This window comes from Flagellimonas sediminis (genome assembly GCF_010500845.1).
GTDB lineage: Bacteria > Bacteroidota > Bacteroidia > Flavobacteriales > Flavobacteriaceae > Flagellimonas > Flagellimonas sediminis.
Genome location: NZ_JAAAMI010000008.1, coordinates 44,324 through 65,276 on the forward strand (window position 1 = coordinate 44,324; position 20,953 = coordinate 65,276).

Below are 20,953 nucleotides of genomic sequence, written 5' to 3' on the forward strand. Positions count from 1 at the left end.
CGGAAACCGTCTTAAAATTGCCTTAAACAAATTTTAAATCTTTCCTAAGGCCAGTCACCACACGATTATTCAAAAAATTTGCGGTACTGCATTACCCTAAAATCAACAGTATTGAAATTAGGATTTTTATCCTTTATATCCTTGTACGCTTGAAGGCTGCCCACGGCTCGGTTGGCGGCACCGGAGGGAGCGGTCAATGAAACGGTTTTAATTTTTCGACCATCTATCTCAACTTGATGGACCCTGGGCACTTCATTGGAAATCACTTCCAAGCCCAAACCAAATTCCTTTAACTGTCTCCTAAAGAAATATTCTGGGCCATTCTTGCTATTGCCACCTGTGAACAAAAGAGTATTGATGTTGGGGTACTTTTTCAGGTAACCCACTAAATCACGGAGTTCAACATTTTGCATTCCCAAATCGGAGGCATCAATTTTGGTCCGCTCTGCACTTTGCACTATATCGCAGACACCAATTTTGTGTTTCAAAAGAAATTGTTCCCTTTGGAAAATGGCCTCGGCCGTAGTTTCATATTTCAAACCTAAATCAAAGATTCGGTCCAAGATAGGCCATAGCATTCCGTTGCAACTCCCGTAACAAAAATCCACATCTTCCTTTTTCAATTCCCCTGTGGTGAAGCGAGGCGGAGGTAGCGTACCCACGATAAGTTTGGTAGCTTCGGGAAAAAGAAATGGCTCGTATGGATGTTGGTGTAAGAACATTATGTAAGTGCAACAAACTCTTCCTTGGCTTTCTTAATAACTTCCCTATTCGTCCTGAAACTTTGCCTGGACATATGCTCTGATTCAGAAATCATTTCTTGAAGAACTTCTTTGGCCTCTTCGATTTTATTTTGCCTAACCAAAAACCTTGAAAGCTCCAAGCGCTCATTAAAATTGGAATAAGGTGCATCAAAAATTCTTAGATATTCCTCCGCCAATTCAATGCCACCGGTTTTCTCTAAAGCCAATCCATATAAAAACGAGGCTTTTGACTTTCTAAAGGAGGGATTGTCCTTTATTTTATCCACATAATGAATGGCATTGTCATAATCCGCAGCATAACAATAGGCCTCCACGAGTTTGGAAATCGCATAAAAATCATTGACGAAGACATCCTTTAATGATGCCCTGTAATTTTTGATGGCCTCTTCATACATTCCTTCATTCAAATAGGCATCAGCCAAGGAAACTTGATTTTCGAAAGTTTCGGAGAACTTAAATCTCCTTTCTAAATCTTTAATTTTTTTAGAAGGATTAATAGCGGTGACCAAGCTTTCCTGTACCTTTTCAATGTCCCTTTTTTGAAAGACATTCATAAAAAGATATAGGATGGAACCTACCAGAGGAAGAAATATGATAGCAAATATCCAATAATAATTGTTTCTGTGCGTATAGCAATGATACACGCAAAAACCCTGTAAGGCAACTATTACATAATAATACATCGCCTAAAAATAGAATTAATTTGCCAAAAGTCAATGCCGCAAATTCGCAACATTTTTAAGGATTCTCTACGCCGAGTTTCTACTAGCGTTGATGTTACCGTAAAGGGAACGGGTCACGATTTTTTCGTACAATTCCAGGTATTCCGATTTTTGGGTAATATGGTACAAGGCATTCTGTTGGATCACCAAAAGAGGTAATACAATTTTCTCCCTGATCTTCACGGACTCCCTTGACACTTCTTCGTCTTCCATCAAAATCTTTAATCCGGAAATTTGCAACAGCATTTTTTTGGAAAGCTCATACTCATCATGCAGAATACCCCAGAATTCCCCAAATTCGGGATCATCTTTCATATATCGGGTAAGATCAAAGTTGGTCTTGGCCAAGGACATCATACTATTGAGCATCAATGCCTTGAAGAAAGGCACTTCCTTGTACAATTTTTTAACCTCGTTCAATCTACCTTCATCTTTTAATTGTTGGATGGCAGACCCTAAACCAAAATAGCCCGGAACATTCTGTTTCAACTGGCTCCATGATCCCACGAACGATATGGCCCGAAGGTCGGAAAGGGTCAGCTTGGCTTTATTCCCCCTTTTTCCAGGTCTGCTACCGATGTTGGCCTTGGTATAATATTTCAAGGTGCTCCTATGTTCCAAATACGGAATGAACTTTTCGTGCTGCTTTAACGCATCATACTTATCAAAACTAAGATCCGACAGCTCTTCCATCAATTTTCGTTGGGCCGATGTCAACACCAATTCCTTACCGAAAATATTGTTGCTCAATCCGGCGGTGAGCAATTGCTCCGAATTGTGCATGAACTGTTCCTTGGTACCATAGGTACTGGTAATGGTCTGTCCTTGAATGGTCAATTGGATCTCGTGATTGGCCACGTCTTTGGTTTGGGCTGCGTAGAACCTATGGGTTTTACCACCACCACGTGCCGGTGGTCCTCCCCTACCATCAAAGAAAATAGCCTTGATTCCATTCCTTTTACAGACTTTGCTCAAGGTTTCCTTGGTCTTCAAAATGGACCAGTTGGCCTTTAAATAGCCGCCATCCTTGGTACCATCGGAAAAGCCGAGCATGATGGTATGTGTCTCGTTTCGGCGTTCAAGGTGTTTTCTGTATTTTGGAATATCGAACAAGGTCTGCATCACTTCTTCGGAAACCTCCATTCCCTTCATGGTTTCAAAAAGTGGAATGATGTCGAATGTGATTTCATTATCGTCCCAACCACACCATCTGAACAATCCAAAAACGAACAATACCGAAAAGATGTCCTCCGAATTACTGATGATGTAACGGTTGCATCCATCTTCCCCGTTCCGTTCCTGAATTGCTTTAAGTTGTTGGATGTTGGTAATGGTATCCTTTACAATGTCATCGTCATAATCCGATGGATCTATCTTTAGATCTTTTTGCAAAAGCCATTTTACCAAATCTTTCTCCTTCAATTCATCTACGCTTTCTTTGATTGCCCCTTGTTGCTTTAACACCGTTTCCACCACCAATTTATGCTTACTGTGGTCTTGACGAATATCCAAAGAGGCAAAATGTGTCTTGAAAATATGGACTTTATCAATGAACTTATCCAAGTGATCCAAGTACAGCTCATGATAATCGGCAATCAGTTTTTCTCTAACAGATTTTAAATGGCCGATGATCTCACTGTATTGAACCGGTGCCTTGGCATCGAACATGGCCAGATAGAGTTTGGCACTCAATTCGTTCAAATCCTCCTGCATTCCCTGAAAAGTGAGTTTTTTACGTAATTCCTTCAGGTCATTGTAGTAACATTTCATAAGCGTTAACCGCAGTTCATCCGCAACTTGCCGGGTAATGTCAGCCGTCACGAACGGATTTCCATCACGATCACCACCGGGCCAAAAGCCCAATTTTATGATATTGTAATTCTCAAAATGTTCGTCCTTAATGTTGCGTTTTACATATTGGTACAACTGGCCCACGGCATCATAGTAGGTATTCCTGAGAATGTAGATGATGTTCTTGGCCTCATCTAACGGGGTAGGTTTTTTGGCATTGATCAAAGAGGTAAGACCGAGCTGTTGCAAGGTTACATCAATATCGTAGATCTGATCATGATCGATCAACGACCGAAGCTCCGCAATAATATCCAACACCGCAGGTGTGTAAAACTGGGTCGGGTGGGCAGTAAGTACAATACGCGCACTAAAGGTGGATAGCTTTTTGGATACTTTGTCCCAATTTTTGGTTCTGTTCACCAATTCAAAATAGTCCTTGATGGTCAAAGAGTTACTGTACTTCTGCAATTTTGGGAAAGCAGCATCCTCCACACTGTCATATAGCACCACTTGCCGTTCCACATATTGGATGATCTTGAACATGAAATCCAAGCGTTCCCTTTCGTCCTTGATGTTGACAAAATTGGAAAAGAACACCTCCAAAATTTCCTGCGGTTCCTTCCCTGCCTTGAGTCCCTTTTCGCACTGATCGAGCAAAAGGGGAATCAAAATACCCACATTTTCCACATTTTTATAGGGCAAGCTCAAAAACAAACTATTGTAAATATTGAACTTGTTGGTTACCGATTTTTTAAATTCTTCTAACCGTCTGGAATGCTGCATGGATTATTCGGTGTTATCGTTTTAAATGAGTGTACACCCAAAGGTCGTGATTAAACTGAAACCTTGGGATTAAATTTATGCGTATCACAATTTAGGACCAGTGCCCATCAATCATAACACGATTCAATGAACACTAAAACATACTAAATCTTGAGGTCTTCGCCAAAGATTTAGCGAATGAAAACTGGCTCGTTGGCCTTGAGAGTGTGTTCTTGACTGAAGAGATATCCGTCATAATCAAAACCTTTGATATCCTCCAAGGTCTTGGCATCTGTATCGAGGATATAGCGCACCATGGAACCCCTTGCCTTTTTGGCGAAGAAACTGATGATCTTTAATTGATCGTTTTTCCAGTCCTTGAAAATGGGAGTGATTACGGGAACCTTGAGTTTCTTTTCATCCACGGCACCAAAATATTCGTTGCTGGCCAAGTTTACAAAAAGTTCGCCATCCTCCAGTTCTTGGTTCAAATGATCGGTGAGTTGTTTTTTCCAGAATTCATGCAGGTTCTTTTTTCTACCCACTTTTAATTGGGTGCCCATTTCCAAACGATAAGGCTGTATCAGGTCTAAAGGTTTCAAGATGCCATACAGTCCGGATAAAATTCGAAGGGTATCCTGAAGTTTGTCCAGATTCTCCACCGGAATCGTTTGTGCATCCAAGCCTTGGTACACATCTCCGTTAAAAGCATACACGGCAGGACGTGCATTTTCGGGACTGAAGGGCAATGAAAATTGTTGGTTACGCTCCCAGTTCAACTGTGCCAAACTATCGGAAATGGACATCAATTGCGACAGCGCCTTTGGTCTTTTCTTTTTTAGAATGGCGTTCAATTTCTGTGCTTCCTCCAAAAAAAGGGGTTGGCTATAGGTTGATGTTGGAATTTCCGATTCAAAATCGAGAGACTTGGCCGGAGATATTACAATTTTCATTCAGTGCTTCTTTTGTTCAAAAATACAGCGGATTTTCAACTTTGGAAAAGGATCGTCAATGAGGTTTTCAATCCTACGATTGATGAAACCTATTGTTCCACATGTTTGGAATAATTGCGCCATTTTTCAATACATTGGACCATATCCTCGGGCAATTCGGTATCAAAACGCATGAATTTTCCAGTTACCGGATGCTCAAATCCCAATGTTTTGGCATGCAAGGCCTGACGTGGCAAAACCTTGAAGGCATTATCCACAAACTGTTTGTATTTGGTAAAAGTGGTCCCTTTCAAGATGGCATCGCCACCATAGCGTTCATCATTAAAAAGCGTATGCCCAATGTATTTCATGTGCACCCTGATCTGATGGGTCCGGCCCGTTTCCAATCTGCAGGAAATCAAGGTAACATATCCCAATCGCTCCAAAACCTTGTAGTGGGTAATGGCTTCTTTTCCTTCTTCCCCATTTGGATAAACGGTCATCTGCAAGCGGTTCTTAGGGTGTCTGCCAATGTTGCCTTCAATAGTGCCCTCATCCTCTTCCACATTGCCCCAAACAAGTGCCACATACTCTCTTTCGCTACTTTTCTCAAAAAATTGCTGTGCCAAGTGGGTCATGGCAGCTTCCGTTTTGGCAATGACCAAAAGTCCCGAAGTGTCCTTATCAATCCGATGCACCAGCCCAGGCCTATTGGAACTGTTGTTTGGCAGGTTCTCAAAATGGTATACCAAAGCATTGATTAGCGTCCCAGAATAATTCCCGTGACCTGGATGCACCACCATTCCCGCTGGTTTGTTCACCACCAACAGTGTGTCGTCCTCGTAAACAATGTCCAGTGGAATATTCTCAGGGGTCAGCAGAAATTCATAAGGTGGGTGCTCAAAAAGGACCTTTACCTCATCCCCGGCCTTTACCTTGTAGTTTTGTTTTACTATGGCCCCGTTCACCCAAATATGGCCATTTTTGGCTGCTTGTTGGATTTTGTTACGGGTGGCGTTTTCAATAAAGTTCATCAGGAATTTATCCACGCGCAAAGGCTCCTGTCCTTTGGAGGCTACAAACTTATGGTGCTCAAAAAGCTCATCTGCGGACAGTTCATTCTGATCGGAAAAATCCATGGTTATTCGGATTCTGCCTTAACCTTTGCACTGCCTGGAATGGTACCGTTACCGCATATCAACTCGATCTTGGAGGTCTTGGGAAGCTTGTCGCCCGGTTTTATATATTTTCCCTTGAACTTGATGTTGTAGACCATGTCCTTACCCAGTTCGTCAATATAGGTTACACGTTCCACTTCAAGACCTACGGCCCGCAACATGGAGGTTGCATTGCGCTGTGTCACTTGGATGATATCCGGCACACTTACCTTTTTGTACCCGGATGGGTTCACCGTAAAATATATTTTACGGTTGGCCTTTACTTTGTTACCCGCTGGTGGGTTTTGGTCCAATATGGAGAATCTTGGGTAATCGGGGTTATAGTTGGAAGAATCCAATACTTGATAACGCAGTCCTGCTTCTTCCACCGCCTTTCGCATTTCCGATACCGACATTTTGGAAAAATCCGGCACCTCAACAAACTCACCATGGTTGGTAGTGCCCTTGAGCCATTGCATGGTCAGGATGACCAGGACCACAATGGCTACAACAGCCAGACCAAGCTGGATGAGAAAAGTCTTGCTTTTCAAAAAGTTCAAAAAATTTTTCATGCAGTAAAGCTTATCGGGACAAATATAGGAAAGCCAACCCTTTTTTCTTTATTTTGGCCATGCGATATTTTAAAAGCCGATGAAAAAGAACATTGCCATCATCATGGGAGGCTACTCCAGTGAATACGGTATTTCCATGAAAAGTGGGAACGTTGTAAACAAATACCTGAACCCACAAAAATACAATGCATACCGCGTAATCGTTTCCAAGGAAAAATGGTTTCATCTAGATAAGGATGACAACGAATTTCCCGTGGACAGGGCCGATTTCAGCATATGCCCCAACGGGCAAAAAATCCAGTTTGATTGTGTTTTCAATGCCATTCATGGTACCCCAGGGGAGGATGGACTCATGCAGGCCTATTTTGAGCTTTTAGGAATTCCCCACACCTCTTGCAACCATTACGAATCTGCCCTTACCTTCAATAAACGGGATCTTTTGAGCACATTAAAACCCTACGCGATCCCTTGTGCCGTTTCGTACCACCTGAACAAAGGTCAGGATGTGGATCAAGATGCCATCATTAAAAAAGTGGGACTGCCCTGTTTTGTGAAGGCCAATAGGGCAGGAAGTAGTTACGGGGTTTCCAAAGTGTACCAAAATAGCGAACTTCAAAAAGCTATTGAAACCGCTTTTAAGGAAGATGACCAAGTGATCATCGAATCCTTTTTGGAGGGCACAGAAGTATCCGTCGGAGTGATCACTTACAAAGGTGAAGTGATGGTATTGCCGATTACGGAAATCATTTCCGAAAACGACTTTTTCGATTTTGAGGCCAAATATCAGGGCAAGTCACAAGAAATTACCCCGGCCAGAATCAATGCAACCCAAGAACAAAATGTAAGAAAGTTGGCAAAGTTTATTTATCAGACTCTTGGTTTGAAAGGCTATACCCGTAGCGAATTTATTTTCATCGGTGATGTGCCACATTTATTAGAGGTGAATACAACACCCGGACTAACCGAAGAAAGTCTATTGCCACAGCAGGCCAGAGAGGCGGGAATTAGCCTGGAGGAACTTTTTGATAGTGCCATAACAGAGGCTTTAACATAGAAAAGTGTATTTTTAAACAAACTTTCTTATCCACCTTATGAGACGCGCATTGTTCCCTGGTTCCTTTGACCCACTCACCCTTGGCCACTACGACATCATTAAAAGGGGTATTACCCTGTTTGATGAATTGGTGATTGCCATCGGTATCAATGCCGATAAAAAATACATGTTCACATTGGAAGAAAGAACCAAGTTCATTGCCGATGCCTTTAAGGATGAACCCAAAATTAAAGTGGTCACTTACAAAGGCATGACGGTGGACTTCTGCAAAGAGATCGGTGCCGAATTCATTTTAAGGGGGTTGCGCAACCCTGCGGATTTCGAATTTGAAAAGGCCATTGCCCATACCAATCGGAAACTTTCTGAAATTGAAACTGTATTTTTATTGACTTCTTCAGGAAAATCCTACATAAGTTCTTCCATTGTAAGGGACGTAATCCGCAATGGTGGTGATTATACTGGTCTTGTTCCCGACACCGTTGTGGTCAATTTCTGATTTTTTACTACGTACTTTTTCCCTCACTTGTAATAATGTGCTTAAAATAGGGGCAGAATATTGACATATGTCAAGAAAACAACATTTTTCGGGCCTTTCACAACAATAAATGAGCAGCCTGATGCATTACACTTACATTGGTCAGAAATTTCTTAATTGTAATAACCCCCCGTACTTTGAAAGCAGTTGAGAGAATCGAACAGCATTTTTTACTGAGACAGTTACCACAGGCCACCGTATTGGTCGGCTTGGATGGTTATGTCATTGACGCTTCGGATTCTTGGTTGGCCCTATTTGGGATTCCATCCAAAAGAATCATGGAAGTGAACATCTTCAATTTATTGGAAAAAGTCGACGGCCTCAAAGAGAACATCGCGGCCAATAAAACATATTCCTTTCGCCACAAATGCGGAAGTGAAAACGAATTCATATGGCTGGAGAGCATCATAACCCCTTGGTACGACGAAAGGGAAAACATTGTGGGCTCCATCATTCAGAGCAACGACATCTCGCGTGAAGCTGAAAAGGAACTTGAAATTGACCGCATTCATTCCATACTAAAGACCAAATCCGAAGTTGCACATGTCGGTTATTGGGAATTTGATGTGCAGACCGAAAACTTATTCTGGTGCGACGAGACCAAAAAAATACACCAAGTCCCCCTGTCTTTCGAACCAAACGTCAACGAAGCCATCAATTTTTACAAACCCGGATATAGTCGGAACAAAATTTCCATGCTCTTCCACAAAGCAATCGAAGAGCGAAGCCCTTTTAATGAAAGGCTAACTATCATTACCAAAAACGGTGAAGAAAAATGGATCCAGTCTGCCGGCAAGGCCATTGTAAAAAACGGAGAGGTCGTGAAGGTATTCGGCACATTTCAAGACATTCACGATCAAGTGATGGCCGAAACCAAAATCATGGAAAATGAGCAGTTGCTCACAACTTTGATCGACAACCTACCATTGAATGTTTTTGTCAAGGACCTGGATTCCAGAAAAATTTTGGTGAACAAATCGGAATGTGAATATCTGGAAAAAAGCCCCAAGGAACTTATCGGTAAAACGGATTATGACCTGTACGATGAGGAAGTGGCCAAAATTTCAAGGGAAGAAGATCTTGAAGTACTCAAATCTTTAAAACCCATTTTGGGAAAGGAAACCATCAGCATTAAAAAAGATGGCACCGCTACCAATTTCTTGACCTCAAAAATTCCTTTGTTCGACCTGAACAACAAGGTTAGCGGTTTGATCGGGATCAGTATGGATATCTCTTCAATCAAAAAGAAGGAAGATCAGTTACGCAATTTGATCAACCTTACCTCGATCCAAAACAAAAAGCTGATCAATTTTGCCCATATTGTTTCCCATAACCTTCGTTCGCATTCGGCCAACTTTTCAATGTTGCTTCAATTTTTGAAAGCGGAAGACAATGAAAGGGAACGCGAGCACATAATCAATATGTTGACCCAAGCTTCTGACAACCTATTGGAAACCTTGGAAAACTTAAACCAAGTGGTCGACATCAATACCAATATCAACCTTAAGAAGGAACCCATAAATATCTACGATCATATTATAAAGGTCCGGCATGGTTTGACTGCTTTCTTGGAAAAAAACCAAGTATTGATCAAGAACAAAGTGGATCAGAAACTAGTTGTTAAAAGTATTCCTGCCTATATGGACAGTATTATTATGAACTTGTTGACCAACGCCGTAAAATATAGAAGTCCCGAAAGAAAACCAATAATAACATTAACCACTAAGAAGGTGGACAACAAGATAATTCTTTCCGTTTCCGATAATGGATTGGGAATTGACCTGGAAAGGTATGGCGATAAAATATTTGGCATGTACAAAACGTTCCATAATAACAAGGATGCCAAAGGATTTGGATTGTATCTGGTACGCAATCAAATTGAAGCCATGGGCGGAAAGATAACAGTGAACAGCGAAGTCGACAAAGGAACCACCTTCAACGTATATTTTAATGAAAAAACTAAGTAGTATTTTTATAGTGGACGATGATCCCATAACCGTTTTCGGTATCAAAAGAATGTTAAAACCGGTGGCAATTTGCGATGATATCCAAATATTCCAGAATGGAAAAGAAGCTTTTGATGCATTGTCCGAAAGACACACTTCAGGAAAAGAAATTCCAGCGGTCATCTTTTTGGACATCAACATGCCGATCATGGATGGCTGGGACTTTTTGAAGGAAATGATCGATCTTGATATCCATGAACGTGTCATCATCAACATGATCACCTCTTCCATCGACCCTTCCGATTATCAAAGGTGGAATGATTTCAAGGAAAGGTGCCCACACCAACTCAATTTTAAGAACAAACCCATTTTCAAGATTGAGGTTTCCGATTTGGATGGTTTCCATATGGCCTCATAATCATAATATTCCGTATTTTTGGGGCCACCGAAAAAAGTTACATTTGGTATAACTAACAAAGTACCCCAACACCTTGAAACATTTAATTTTTTCTGTAGTCCTTGTTCTGCTTTTATCCTGCGAAACAGAAAAGCAGGATAAGATCAACTCTTACCAGACCTATTTCGAAACCTCCGGAGGGAAGGAAACGGCAACATACCAACAGACCATTGATTTTTATATCACCTTGGCACGTGATTTTCCACAGATCAACATCCATACCATTGGAAAAACGGATAGTGGTCTGCCTTTGCACATGGTGACCTTTAATCCAGAAGGTGATTTCAATTATGAGAACATCAGAAAGGAGAAATCCATCATTTTAATCAACAACGGGATTCACCCTGGTGAAAGCGACGGCATTGATGCCACCATGATGCTCTACAGGGATTTGGCCACTGGAAAAATTCCCAGCCCAAAAAAAACCGTATTGGTCACCATCCCCATATATAATGTAGGTGGATCGTTAAATCGGAATTCCACTACCCGTGCCAATCAAAATGGACCGTTGGAATATGGTTTCCGTGGCAACGCACTCAATTACGACCTTAACCGGGATTTCATTAAAATGGACACCAAAAATGCAAAGACCTTTGCAGACATTTTCCACTCCGTAAAACCCGATGTTTTTATTGACAACCATGTTAGCAATGGGGCAGACTACCAATATACCCTTACCCATCTGTTTACCCAACACAACAAACTGGGTGGTAAAATGGGAGAATACCTGCACGATACTTTCATGCCTAAAATTGAAAGATCATTACAGGAAAAGGAATGGGACATTACCCCTTACGTGAACGTGTTTAACATGCCCCCTGAACTGGGTTTTAGTCAATTTATGGACCATCCCAGGTATTCCACCGGTTATACTACCCTTTGGAACACCTTGGGCCTTATGGTAGAAACCCATATGTTAAAACCTTATGACCAACGAGTGGAAGGCAATTATGTGATCATGAAAAGTCTATTGGATGTTGTGGAGAAGGAATATAAGACCATTGCATCATTACGGAAGGAGACGTTGGAAAAAAACCTAGATCTTTCCGAATATTATTTCAATTGGGCAGTTGACACCACCAAAAGTTCCACTTTACAATTCAAGGGATATGAAGCCGAACGACCCATCAGTGAGGTAACCGGCCTACCCAGATTGAAGTACGACCGAAGGAAACCATTCACCAAGGAAACCGTTTATCAGGATTATTTTTATCCACTTGACACCGTTTCGGTACCGGATGCCTATGTGGTGAAACAAAGTTGGCAGAAGGTGACTGAACGCCTTGATGCCAATAAAATACAATACTTTAAGCTGGACAAGGACACCACTTTAGTGGTGGAGGCCTATAAAATTTTGGACTATGACACCCGAAATTCCCCGTACGAAGGCCACTACCCCCACTCCAACACCAAGGTGGAAAAAAGCACCAAGGAAATCCATTTCAGGGCAGGTGACTATGTGGTACCCACCCGTCAACCTGGGATCAGGTATCTGTTGGAGACACTGGAACCCCACGCAGTGGATTCTTTCTTTAACTGGAATTTCTTCGATACGGTACTCCAACAAAAAGAAGGCTTTTCACCTTATGTTTTTGAGGATATCGCCTTGGAAATGCTACAACAAGACTCCATTTTGAGGCAGACCTTTGAAGCCAAGAAAAATCTAGACCTCAATTTTTCGAACAATTGGTACGCGCAATTGGATTGGATATTTCAGCGCTCCAAACATTTGGAAGATGCCTATTTGGCGTATCCCATTTACAGGATTGCCAAAGAAAGTGAGGCTTCCGGAATTTTGGCTAGGTAGCCACTTGCTTAAACAAAATAGCTATATTTTTATAAGAATTCTTAATGGCTTTTTGGGTCTTGATGGGTCCCTTCCATTTCACTTTTTCAATGCCTTCGGATTTTTCGGCAATTAATTTCCCAGTGTAGTCCGTGGACATTAAAAACCAATGGGTCTGTTTCAACCAATAGGCACCATTGCGTTTAAAAACATGGTAGGTGGTTCGCAAAAAACGTTCCATTTTCAGGTTCTTTACCGCGGTTTCCTCTTCCACTTCCCTCATAGCGGCACTTTCTATGGTTTCTCCCTTGTCCACTTTTCCTTTTGGCAGGTCCCATTTGCCATTCCTTTTGATGAAGAGCACCTTTCCTTTTTCATTTACCACAAAACCACCGCCGGCAACGATCACTGGTATCTTGTGCATAAAAATTTTCAGGATCTTTTCCTTATCCGGATGGTACAGGTAGGCCTTTTTCAGTTTCTTCTTGGATAACAGATGAATGGCCTGCATAATGGAATCGTCATCCAACGAAAATAAATTTCCGTTGGTATGTTCCGGGCGCTCGTTTGTTAAGATCAGTGGAGACTCATTAACAAAAACTTCATACATTTGCGCAATGGTTTTAGATAAGGGAATAGCAAAAAAAACAGCTGAGCTGTTGCTGCAAATTAATGCAATAAAGTTGGAACCCGAAAATCCGTTTACATGGGCATCGGGATGGAAATCGCCAATCTATTGTGATAACAGGGTTATGCTCTCCTACCCTGAAATTAGAAACTTTGTAAGGGAGGAAATGGCCAAGCAGGTAGAAAAACTGTATGGCAAACCGGATGTGATTGCCGGAGTGGCCACTGGCGCCATCGGAATTGGTATTCTGGTAGCCGAAGCTCTTGGCCTCCCGTTTGTTTATGTAAGGCCCGAACCAAAATCACACGGAAGGCAGAACCAAATTGAAGGGTATTTTGAACCCGGACAGACCGTTGTGGTCATTGAGGACCTGATCAGTACCGGTAAGAGCAGCTTAAATGCCGTTCGCGCTTTGAAAGACCAAAATGCCAAGGTTAAAGGCATGGTCGCCATTTTTACTTACGGTTTTCCTGTGGCCAGTGCCAATTTTGAATCGGAAGAGGTGGAACTGCATACCCTTTCCGATTATGAACACTTGATCGAACAGGCTTCGGAAACACACTACATTAAAGAATCGCAACTAAAAACCCTGTTGGAATGGAAATCCAATCCGCAGGAATGGAAATAAATAGCAACAATGCACATAGAAGCTTCCAAAAAGAAAATCGCCAAGAGCGACAAAGAGGTTTTTGATTTTTTGACCGACATCAAGAACTTTGAAACCCTGATGCCTGATAATATTGATAAATTTGAGGTGTTGGATGAGAATACCTTCAAATTTGCCTTAAAGGGCATGCCAGAGATAGTCCTGAGGCTGAAGGAGCAAAACCCAAATGATAAAGTAGTTTTAGGAGCTGCTAGTGATAAATTACCATTTACCTTGACTGCGAAAATTGTCTCTTTGGGCGAAAATGAAAGTGAGGTAGATTTGAGTTTTGAAGGCCAGTTCAACGCCATGATGGCCATGATGATCAAATCCCCGATCACCAATTTCATGGAGACCTTGTCCCAAAATATGGACAAAATAGGTCAATAAAGCAAGGTCACTTCTTTTAGATCGAACTCCTTAAAAATGTGGTCCTCAAGTTCAAGGATCAGTTTTCCCGAAGGAGATACGTTCCTTATAAATCCCATGAACAACTCCCCTCGGGCATTGGTAAATGTGGAAGGTTTGTCCTTTCTGAACAATAATTTTTCATAGGAAGGAAGCAGTTGGGACACTGTTTTGCTTTCCAGAAACTCCAAATGATATTGCAATCTATCCAAGATACGTTGTAAAAGTTCATCAAGGTCAAAAAAACTACCGGTAACCAATTTTAGGGAAGATGCCTTATCCAAATTTTCAAAATGGGCCTGGTTTACATTCAGACCAATACCAATAATGGCTTGACCGATAAGCACACCCTTCAGAACATTCTCTATCAAAATACCACAAATCTTATAAGAACCTGACATAATGTCGTTGGGCCATTTTATGCTGACATCTGGTACGGAAAGGTCTTTCAACACGTCGGCCACAGCCATGGAAACACCGATGTTCAATAAAAATTGATGCTCCACATGCAATACCTCAAAGCTTTTCAATACACTGAACGTTAAGTTTTTACCTTCTTCCGATTGCCAAATAGTTCCCATTTGGCCTCTGCCATTGAGCTGTTTTTTTGTAACCACAACCGTGTAATCCGTTAGCTGTGTTGCCTGCAGAAGTTCCTTCAAATATAGATTTGTGGAATCCGTGGCATCAAGTTTGATTATTTGAGTTTGTTCTCCCAAAGTGGTGCGCCTTATCGATTTGTTAAAAACTAAGGCTAAGAAAACAAAAAATACCTAAATTTGTAGAAACTAAATTTTTTGAATGCAGAAAACAAAAGCTAGCGCAGATGAACTGATTGCCTTGATCTTAGAAGGGATAGAAGACGTTAAAGGAGTCGACATTAATCTACTGGACCTGAGGGAAATCGAAAATACCGTTTGCGACTACTTCATCATCTGCAATGGTACTTCCAACACACATGTAAACGCAATTGTATCCTCGATCCAGAAAACAGTGAGCAAGGCACTACACGACAAACCTTGGCACATTGAAGGTTCTGAGAACGCTGAATGGGTATTGATGGACTATGTAAATGTAGTGGTACATGTATTTCAAAAACACATTAGGGAATTCTACGACATTGAGGGACTTTGGGGTGACGCCAAAGTAACCATGGTGGAGAGCAGCTACAATTCTTAAAACAAAATGGCAAAAGAGAACAATTCAAATACCCCCCCAAAGAGGCCGCGTTTTAGTTCGTGGTGGATATATGGCGTAGTGATCGCGTTGATCATTGGTTTCCAGTTTTTTGGCGGTAGTAGTTTTTCAAGTACCGAAAAGACCACAACTTCAGAGTTGCAGGAGTTTTTGCGTAACGGCGATATTTCCAAAATCGTCATCATTACCAATACCAGACAGGCAAAGGTTTACCTTACCGAAGAAGCCCTAAAGAAGGATGTACACAAAGGTGTGGCCAAAAAACCCCTTTTCCCATCCAGTAGTTTAATGCCACAATATGTACTGGATTACGGGGACCTTCAGATTTTTCAGAATGAAATCTCCGAAATCAAAAAAGAAAACAATCTTGATACTATAGTTGAGTTCGATACGGAATCCAACGTAATCGGAGAATTGTTACTTTCCCTATTGCCGTTTGTATTGATCATCGGCATATGGATCTACCTGATGCGAAGAATGTCCGGTGGAGCAGGAGGCGGAGCCGGAGGCCAGATTTTCAACATAGGAAAATCCAAGGCCAAATTGTTCGACGAGAAAACCGATACCCGTACCTCTTTCAAAGATGTAGCAGGTTTGGAAGGTGCAAAGGAAGAAGTACAAGAGATTGTGGAATTCCTTAAAAACCCGGACAAATATACTTCACTTGGAGGAAAAATACCGAAAGGAGCCCTTTTGGTAGGCCCTCCTGGAACGGGTAAGACCCTTTTGGCCAAGGCCGTTGCAGGGGAAGCAAAAGTTCCTTTCTTTTCTCTTTCCGGATCTGATTTTGTTGAAATGTTCGTTGGGGTTGGTGCCTCTAGGGTACGCGACCTCTTCAAACAGGCAAAGGACAAGTCACCTGCCATCATCTTTATTGATGAGATCGATGCCATTGGTCGTGCCAGGGGCAAGAACAATTTTACGGGTTCCAATGATGAAAGGGAAAACACCCTCAACCAATTGTTGACCGAGATGGATGGTTTCGGAACCAATACCAATGTAATCGTATTGGCGGCAACCAACCGCGCAGATGTACTGGATAAAGCGTTGATGCGTGCCGGTCGTTTTGACCGCCAGATCTATGTAGATCTTCCCGATTTGAATGAAAGAAAAGAGATCTTTGAGGTGCACTTACGACCTATTAAGACAGCCGAGACCTTGGATCTTGACTTTTTAGCCAAACAAACCCCAGGATTCTCAGGTGCGGATATCGCCAACGTATGTAACGAAGCCGCCCTTATTGCTGCCCGTAAAGAGAAAAAAGCGGTGACCAAGCAGGATTTCCTAGACGCTGTGGACAGAATCGTTGGTGGTCTGGAGAAGAAGAATAAAATCATTACGCCTGAAGAGAAAAAGACCATTGCTTTCCATGAGGCTGGCCATGCCACTGTTAGTTGGATGTTGGAACACGCCGCACCCTTGGTGAAGGTAACCATCGTTCCTAGAGGGCAATCTTTGGGAGCTGCATGGTATTTGCCCGAAGAGCGCCTTATTGTTCGCCCGGAACAAATGTTGGATGAAATGTGTGCCACCATGGGAGGCCGCGCTGCAGAAAAGGTAATATTCAACAAAATTTCCACAGGGGCTTTGAGCGATCTGGAAAAGGTAACCAAACAGGCAAGGGCCATGGTAACCATTTACGGTCTTAACGATAAATTGGGCAACATCACCTATTACGATTCAACAGGGCAAACCGAATATGGTTTTACGAAACCCTACAGTGAGGAAACCGCGCAAAAAATAGATCAGGAAATTTCCAAAATGATCGAAGAACAGTACCAAAGGGCCATTAAATTATTGGCCGACAACAAGGATAAACTGACCGAACTGGCAGAGCGTCTATTGGAAAAAGAGGTTATCTTTAAGGATGATTTGGAAAAAATCTTTGGCAGAAGACCCTTTGAAAAACACGAAGAGCTGGAACCGGCCAAATAACCTATAACGGTTGATCGGATTTTAAATTGAATATGCACGGCATACTATAGATGGGAGTTTTTAAAAAACTTTTTGGAGGAGGAAAGAAGGTTTCCAAGGAAACTTCGGAAACGCGTGGAGAACATATGCCCGATCTAAAAATTCCCGTGGATGAAAAATTCACTATCTATTTCAAGAAAAACGGAGGCAAATTCATCTATTGTGAAGATTTTGCGGAGGTTTCCGATGCCTTGAAAAATATTATCTCGGAGAACGATTGGCAAAATCAGCTTCTCTATTCCCTTGATCCCAGATTGGAAGCTCGTTTCTCTTCTGAAAACCTGGAATTTACAGGTAATAGGCAAGAAAGCGATATCTTTTTTACCACCTGTGAACATTTGGTGGCCCATAACGGTTCCATCTTGGTGTGCTCCAACCAGATCAAAGAGAAAAAATTGGATGAACTTCCGTCCAACCTGATCGTATTTGCCACCACCAGTCAATTGGTGGACTCCATCAGCGAGGGATTAAAGATCATCAAGGAACGCTACCAAAAGAATATTCCCAATAACATTACCACTTTAAAGCACTTTCAACTTACCCAGGAAAACAAAGACGATTTCCTTTCTTATGGGAGTGCCTCAAAAAATGTCTATCTTTTACTCCTAGAAGACTACTGATTACATGAGGGAAATTTTACGACGCTCCATTACCGGGGTCATCTATGTTGTGCTTCTCTTAGGGACTGTTTTTTTGAGTTCGGATGCCTTTGACTTTCTTTTCATGGCCTTTGGGCTTACCTGCTTGTACGAGTTCAAAAAAATAGTGCGCTTAAAGGGGTACTTCATTTTTTTGGTCTATTTGGCCCTTTGGTGGACTTACATTTACCTAATTAAGGATAGTGCGGCCATTACCGTCCTCATGCTTTTGACCATAACGGTAGATTTGGCGTTGTTGATGTTCCTTTTTTCGGATAAGCCATTGAAATTCAGCGATTTTCATAAATTCGTGATTGCTGTATTCTACATCGGTGGAGGATGCATTTTTCTGACCATGATTCCTTATAAAGAAGAAGATTTTGCCCAATTTTTGATTATGGGCATCTTTATATTGATTTGGGTGAACGACACTTTTGCCTATCTGGTAGGAAGGGCTTTGGGGCGCACCAAACTTTTTCCTTCAGTTTCTCCCAAAAAAACCATTGAAGGTTCTGTTGGAGGTCTTATTTTTGCACTGGTAGCCGCCTACATTCTGTCTTGGTACGAAACAAAACTTACCGTGTCGCAATGGATGGCCATGGCTACCCTGATTGTGGTTGCCGGCAGTTTGGGTGATCTTTTGGAATCCAAGTTCAAGCGAATGGCGGGTGTTAAGGACAGTGGAGCCATACTGCCCGGCCATGGAGGAATTTGGGACCGATTGGATAGCTTGGTGTTCGCCGCTCCTTTCGCCTATTTGATACTAAACTTATTCTCCTATGTTTCATAAAGAGGGTCAAAAAATAATTATTACTACATTTTTTATAGTGGTCGCCGCCATTCTAGCTGCTGAATTCTATATGCAATTGGAATGGGCCAGATATGCGATACAGATGACGGCCCTGATTTTTTTGATTCTTATCCTTCAGTTTTTCAGGAATCCCAAACGTCCCGTTACCCCCAATTTCAATGAAATTTTGGCCCCAGTTGACGGTAAGGTAGTGGTCATTGAAGAAGTGGAAGAAACCGAATATTTTAAGGAACGAAGAAGACAGGTTTCCATATTCATGTCACCGGTGAATGTTCACGTTACGCGCTACCCGGCCAGTGGAACGGTCACCTATTCAAAATACCACCCAGGAAAATATTTGGTGGCATGGCATCCTAAATCGAGTACTGAAAACGAGCGCACTACAGTAGTGTTGCACACTCCCAAGTTTGGGGAAATTGGATATAGACAGATTGCCGGAGCCTTGGCCCGTCGCATTGTAAACTATGCCGAAGAAGGGGAACAGGTTACGCAAGGCCAAGATGCGGGATTCATCAAATTTGGATCAAGGGTAGACCTGTTATTGCCCTTAAACTGTAATATTACCGTTAAGTTGAACCAAAAAGTGGTCGGTGCCAAAACCTGTATCGCTTCCTTCAGACCTGAGGATGATGAATGAAGAAGAGCTACATAATAAGTTCAATGAGGCCGTGGCCTTTGTCAATAGCTATACCGAGCCACTGCCTGCAGATCTTTTGCTTAGACTGTACGCCTATTTCAAGATAGCCAAAAGAAACTATGATAACCCTGGCAGTAGAACACCATTGATTAATGCCTTTAAGGCGAATGCCCTTTTTCAAGCACAGAATATTAGCCCAAAAGAAGCCATGGAAAAATATATTGAGCTAGTAAAAAAAGATTTGAACTTCCATTAAGAAACCAAATCAGGGGTAGCTAAGGTCTTTTCAAAATAAGTGAAATAAACGGCCCCAAATATGGTAGTCACAAAATATAGTCCCACTAGATAATTACCCATCGGCAAATATTCATTGATACCGAACCAATCATTGGTCCAATAAATCAGGGCCAAGCCGGCTATTCCCCTAAACAACTCTATCCAAATCGCATAAGAGGTGCGGTCCATTAAAGTGGTGTATCCATATACCCCCAGAAAAACAAAGGAACCGAACAATAGCAGCCCCCTAAAGCCAATTTCGGAATAGTTGTAGAACATAAAGAGCATCAGGACCGTCGTCACCAACAATTGAAAAAGGGAGTAGCCCTTTAACGCTACTGAAGATTCCGGTTGGTACTTTTTAAAATGGTACACGTCCTCAATAATTTCTACAGGATACCGGTCTTTGACATCTTTAGGCCGCCAACCTGTTGGCATGAACCAAATACGAAATTTGTCCCAATAATTGTTGGTACGCCATGCATCCTGAATCAATCGCCATAAATGTTGAAAATTGATGACAATGGGATTCCATGTATGGGCAGGTTTCAATACACCATATTGAGGCGGCACCTCATCCAGTTCTTCTTGGAAGGTTCCGAACATGCGGTCCCAAACACAAAAAATCTGTCCAAGATTTTTATCAATATATTGTTGGTTTATTGCATGATGTACACGATGTTGCGAAGGGGTTACGATTACATACTCCAACCACCCCATTTTACCTATATGTTGGGTATGGTACCAAAACTGCGCAAACAAATGAATCGGGGCCAAAACTGCGATTACCGTATTAGGAACTCCCAAAAGCGCAGCAGGAATCAACAACAAGGCATAATATCCTAATAGATTGGAGATAGGCTGCCGTAGGGCGCAAGCCAGATTAAATTCCTCACTGCTATGATGGATCACATGTTGGTTCCAAAAGAAATTGATATGATGGCTCAATCGATGGTTCCAATACCCAGCAAAATCAAGGGCTATAAACGCCACCACCCAAACCAACCAAGTGGATTTGATCTCAACAAGGGCCAAATGCTCCAATAAAAAGGGATAGCTGATCAAAATAACGCCAAGTCCAAGCGAGTCCTTCACCACATTGGTAAGCCCTGAGCTCAAACTGCTTATGGTATCCATCAAATTATGCTTCTGATTTTTAACAAACTGACCATAGAGCACTTCTATCAGGACCAACCCGATAAAGAAGGGAGTGGCATAAAGCAAGGCCGTTGCATACGATTCCATCTGTATAAATTTAAA

The 20,953-nt window shown here is 42.0% G+C and carries 22 protein-coding genes; 13 read left to right on the forward strand and 9 right to left on the reverse strand.

What is annotated here, in order from left to right:
- Nucleotides 1–65: 65 nt before the first annotated feature.
- From GTK07_RS14610 to GTK07_RS14635, 6 genes are all read right to left on the reverse strand, one after another.
- Nucleotides 66–722 carry a uracil-DNA glycosylase family protein gene (locus GTK07_RS14610; RefSeq protein WP_163635991.1) on the reverse strand — a complete coding sequence of 219 codons (657 nt, stop codon included), beginning with the start codon at nt 720–722 and terminating at the stop codon, nt 66–68.
- On the reverse strand, nt 722–1,318 hold the full coding sequence (locus tag GTK07_RS14615) for a tetratricopeptide repeat protein (protein ID WP_163635992.1): 597 nt from the start codon (nt 1,316–1,318) through the stop codon (nt 722–724). Before GTK07_RS14615 ends, GTK07_RS14610 begins: the two co-directional genes overlap by 1 nt.
- Nucleotides 1,319–1,513: 195 nt before the next feature.
- Nucleotides 1,514–4,060, reverse strand: a complete 2,547-nt coding sequence (locus GTK07_RS14620) for a phosphoenolpyruvate carboxylase (RefSeq protein WP_163635993.1) — start codon at nt 4,058–4,060, stop codon at nt 1,514–1,516.
- 170 nt (nt 4,061–4,230) lie between these two features.
- A complete protein-coding gene (yaaA, locus tag GTK07_RS14625; protein ID WP_163635994.1) occupies nt 4,231–4,992 on the reverse strand; it encodes a peroxide stress protein YaaA in 762 nt (253 codons plus the stop codon).
- Between the two features lie 89 nt (nt 4,993–5,081).
- Nucleotides 5,082–6,110 (reverse strand): RluA family pseudouridine synthase, encoded by a 1,029-nt coding sequence (locus GTK07_RS14630; RefSeq protein WP_163635995.1) that lies wholly within the window; start codon nt 6,108–6,110, stop codon nt 5,082–5,084.
- Nucleotides 6,111–6,112: 2 nt separating this feature from the next.
- Nucleotides 6,113–6,700, reverse strand: a complete 588-nt coding sequence (locus GTK07_RS14635; RefSeq protein ID WP_163635996.1) for a PASTA domain-containing protein — start codon at nt 6,698–6,700, stop codon at nt 6,113–6,115.
- 79 nt (nt 6,701–6,779) lie between these two features.
- On the opposite strand from GTK07_RS14635, the gene GTK07_RS14640 reads away from it, so the two are divergent.
- From GTK07_RS14640 to GTK07_RS14660, 5 genes are all read left to right on the forward strand, one after another.
- Nucleotides 6,780–7,754, forward strand: a complete 975-nt coding sequence (locus GTK07_RS14640) for a D-alanine--D-alanine ligase (protein ID WP_163635997.1) — start codon at nt 6,780–6,782, stop codon at nt 7,752–7,754.
- Nucleotides 7,755–7,791: 37 nt separating this feature from the next.
- Nucleotides 7,792–8,250 carry a pantetheine-phosphate adenylyltransferase gene (gene coaD, locus GTK07_RS14645; protein ID WP_163635998.1) on the forward strand — a complete coding sequence of 153 codons (459 nt, stop codon included), beginning with the start codon at nt 7,792–7,794 and terminating at the stop codon, nt 8,248–8,250.
- A 176-nt stretch (nt 8,251–8,426) separates the two neighbouring features.
- Nucleotides 8,427–10,256 carry a PAS domain-containing sensor histidine kinase gene (locus GTK07_RS14650; protein ID WP_163635999.1) on the forward strand — a complete coding sequence of 610 codons (1,830 nt, stop codon included), beginning with the start codon at nt 8,427–8,429 and terminating at the stop codon, nt 10,254–10,256.
- Nucleotides 10,240–10,653, forward strand: coding sequence for a response regulator (locus GTK07_RS14655; protein ID WP_163636000.1), 414 nt, complete (start codon nt 10,240–10,242; stop codon nt 10,651–10,653). The genes GTK07_RS14650 and GTK07_RS14655 overlap by 17 nt, the downstream gene beginning before the upstream one ends.
- 73 nt (nt 10,654–10,726) lie before the next feature.
- Complete coding sequence (locus GTK07_RS14660; RefSeq protein ID WP_163636001.1) at nt 10,727–12,499, forward strand: M14 family metallopeptidase; 1,773 nt, start codon at nt 10,727–10,729, stop codon at nt 12,497–12,499.
- On the opposite strand, the gene GTK07_RS14665 is transcribed toward GTK07_RS14660, so the two are convergent.
- Complete coding sequence (locus GTK07_RS14665) at nt 12,492–13,088, reverse strand: NUDIX hydrolase (RefSeq protein WP_163636002.1); 597 nt, start codon at nt 13,086–13,088, stop codon at nt 12,492–12,494. The genes GTK07_RS14660 and GTK07_RS14665 overlap by 8 nt on opposite strands.
- A gap of 7 nt (nt 13,089–13,095) precedes the next feature.
- Between GTK07_RS14665 and pyrE the strand changes: the two genes are divergently transcribed.
- Together pyrE and GTK07_RS14675 are read left to right on the forward strand one after the other, a co-directional pair.
- A complete protein-coding gene (gene pyrE, locus GTK07_RS14670; protein ID WP_163636003.1) occupies nt 13,096–13,734 on the forward strand; it encodes an orotate phosphoribosyltransferase in 639 nt (212 codons plus the stop codon).
- Between the two features lie 9 nt (nt 13,735–13,743).
- Nucleotides 13,744–14,142 (forward strand): SRPBCC family protein, encoded by a 399-nt coding sequence (locus tag GTK07_RS14675; RefSeq protein WP_163636004.1) that lies wholly within the window; start codon nt 13,744–13,746, stop codon nt 14,140–14,142.
- On the opposite strand, the gene GTK07_RS14680 is transcribed toward GTK07_RS14675, so the two are convergent.
- Nucleotides 14,136–14,822 carry a biotin--[acetyl-CoA-carboxylase] ligase gene (locus GTK07_RS14680; RefSeq protein ID WP_235932878.1) on the reverse strand — a complete coding sequence of 229 codons (687 nt, stop codon included), beginning with the start codon at nt 14,820–14,822 and terminating at the stop codon, nt 14,136–14,138. The two genes, GTK07_RS14675 and GTK07_RS14680, sit on opposite strands and share 7 nt — an antisense overlap.
- 139 nt (nt 14,823–14,961) lie before the next feature.
- Here GTK07_RS14680 and rsfS point away from each other — a divergent pair, with 139 nt between their 5' ends.
- Genes rsfS through GTK07_RS14710 form a run of 6 tightly spaced genes read left to right on the forward strand, consistent with a single transcriptional unit; the run spans nt 14,962 to nt 19,673 of the window.
- Nucleotides 14,962–15,339, forward strand: a complete 378-nt coding sequence (rsfS, locus tag GTK07_RS14685; RefSeq protein WP_119642004.1) for a ribosome silencing factor — start codon at nt 14,962–14,964, stop codon at nt 15,337–15,339.
- Nucleotides 15,340–15,345: 6 nt separating this feature from the next.
- A complete protein-coding gene (ftsH, locus tag GTK07_RS14690) occupies nt 15,346–17,292 on the forward strand; it encodes an ATP-dependent zinc metalloprotease FtsH (protein WP_163636006.1) in 1,947 nt (648 codons plus the stop codon).
- Nucleotides 17,293–17,342: 50 nt separating this feature from the next.
- Nucleotides 17,343–17,951, forward strand: coding sequence for an LUD domain-containing protein (locus GTK07_RS14695; protein WP_163636007.1), 609 nt, complete (start codon nt 17,343–17,345; stop codon nt 17,949–17,951).
- A 4-nt stretch (nt 17,952–17,955) separates the two neighbouring features.
- On the forward strand, nt 17,956–18,759 hold the full coding sequence (locus tag GTK07_RS14700; RefSeq protein WP_163636008.1) for a phosphatidate cytidylyltransferase: 804 nt from the start codon (nt 17,956–17,958) through the stop codon (nt 18,757–18,759).
- Complete coding sequence (locus GTK07_RS14705; protein WP_163636009.1) at nt 18,749–19,417, forward strand: phosphatidylserine decarboxylase family protein; 669 nt, start codon at nt 18,749–18,751, stop codon at nt 19,415–19,417. The genes GTK07_RS14700 and GTK07_RS14705 overlap by 11 nt, the downstream gene beginning before the upstream one ends.
- Complete coding sequence (locus GTK07_RS14710) at nt 19,410–19,673, forward strand: acyl-CoA-binding protein (protein ID WP_163636116.1); 264 nt, start codon at nt 19,410–19,412, stop codon at nt 19,671–19,673. Before GTK07_RS14705 ends, GTK07_RS14710 begins: the two co-directional genes overlap by 8 nt.
- Here the strand turns inward: GTK07_RS14710 and GTK07_RS14715 are convergent.
- Nucleotides 19,670–20,938 carry a sterol desaturase family protein gene (locus GTK07_RS14715; protein WP_163636010.1) on the reverse strand — a complete coding sequence of 423 codons (1,269 nt, stop codon included), beginning with the start codon at nt 20,936–20,938 and terminating at the stop codon, nt 19,670–19,672. The two genes, GTK07_RS14710 and GTK07_RS14715, sit on opposite strands and share 4 nt — an antisense overlap.
- Nucleotides 20,939–20,953 lie beyond the last annotated feature (15 nt).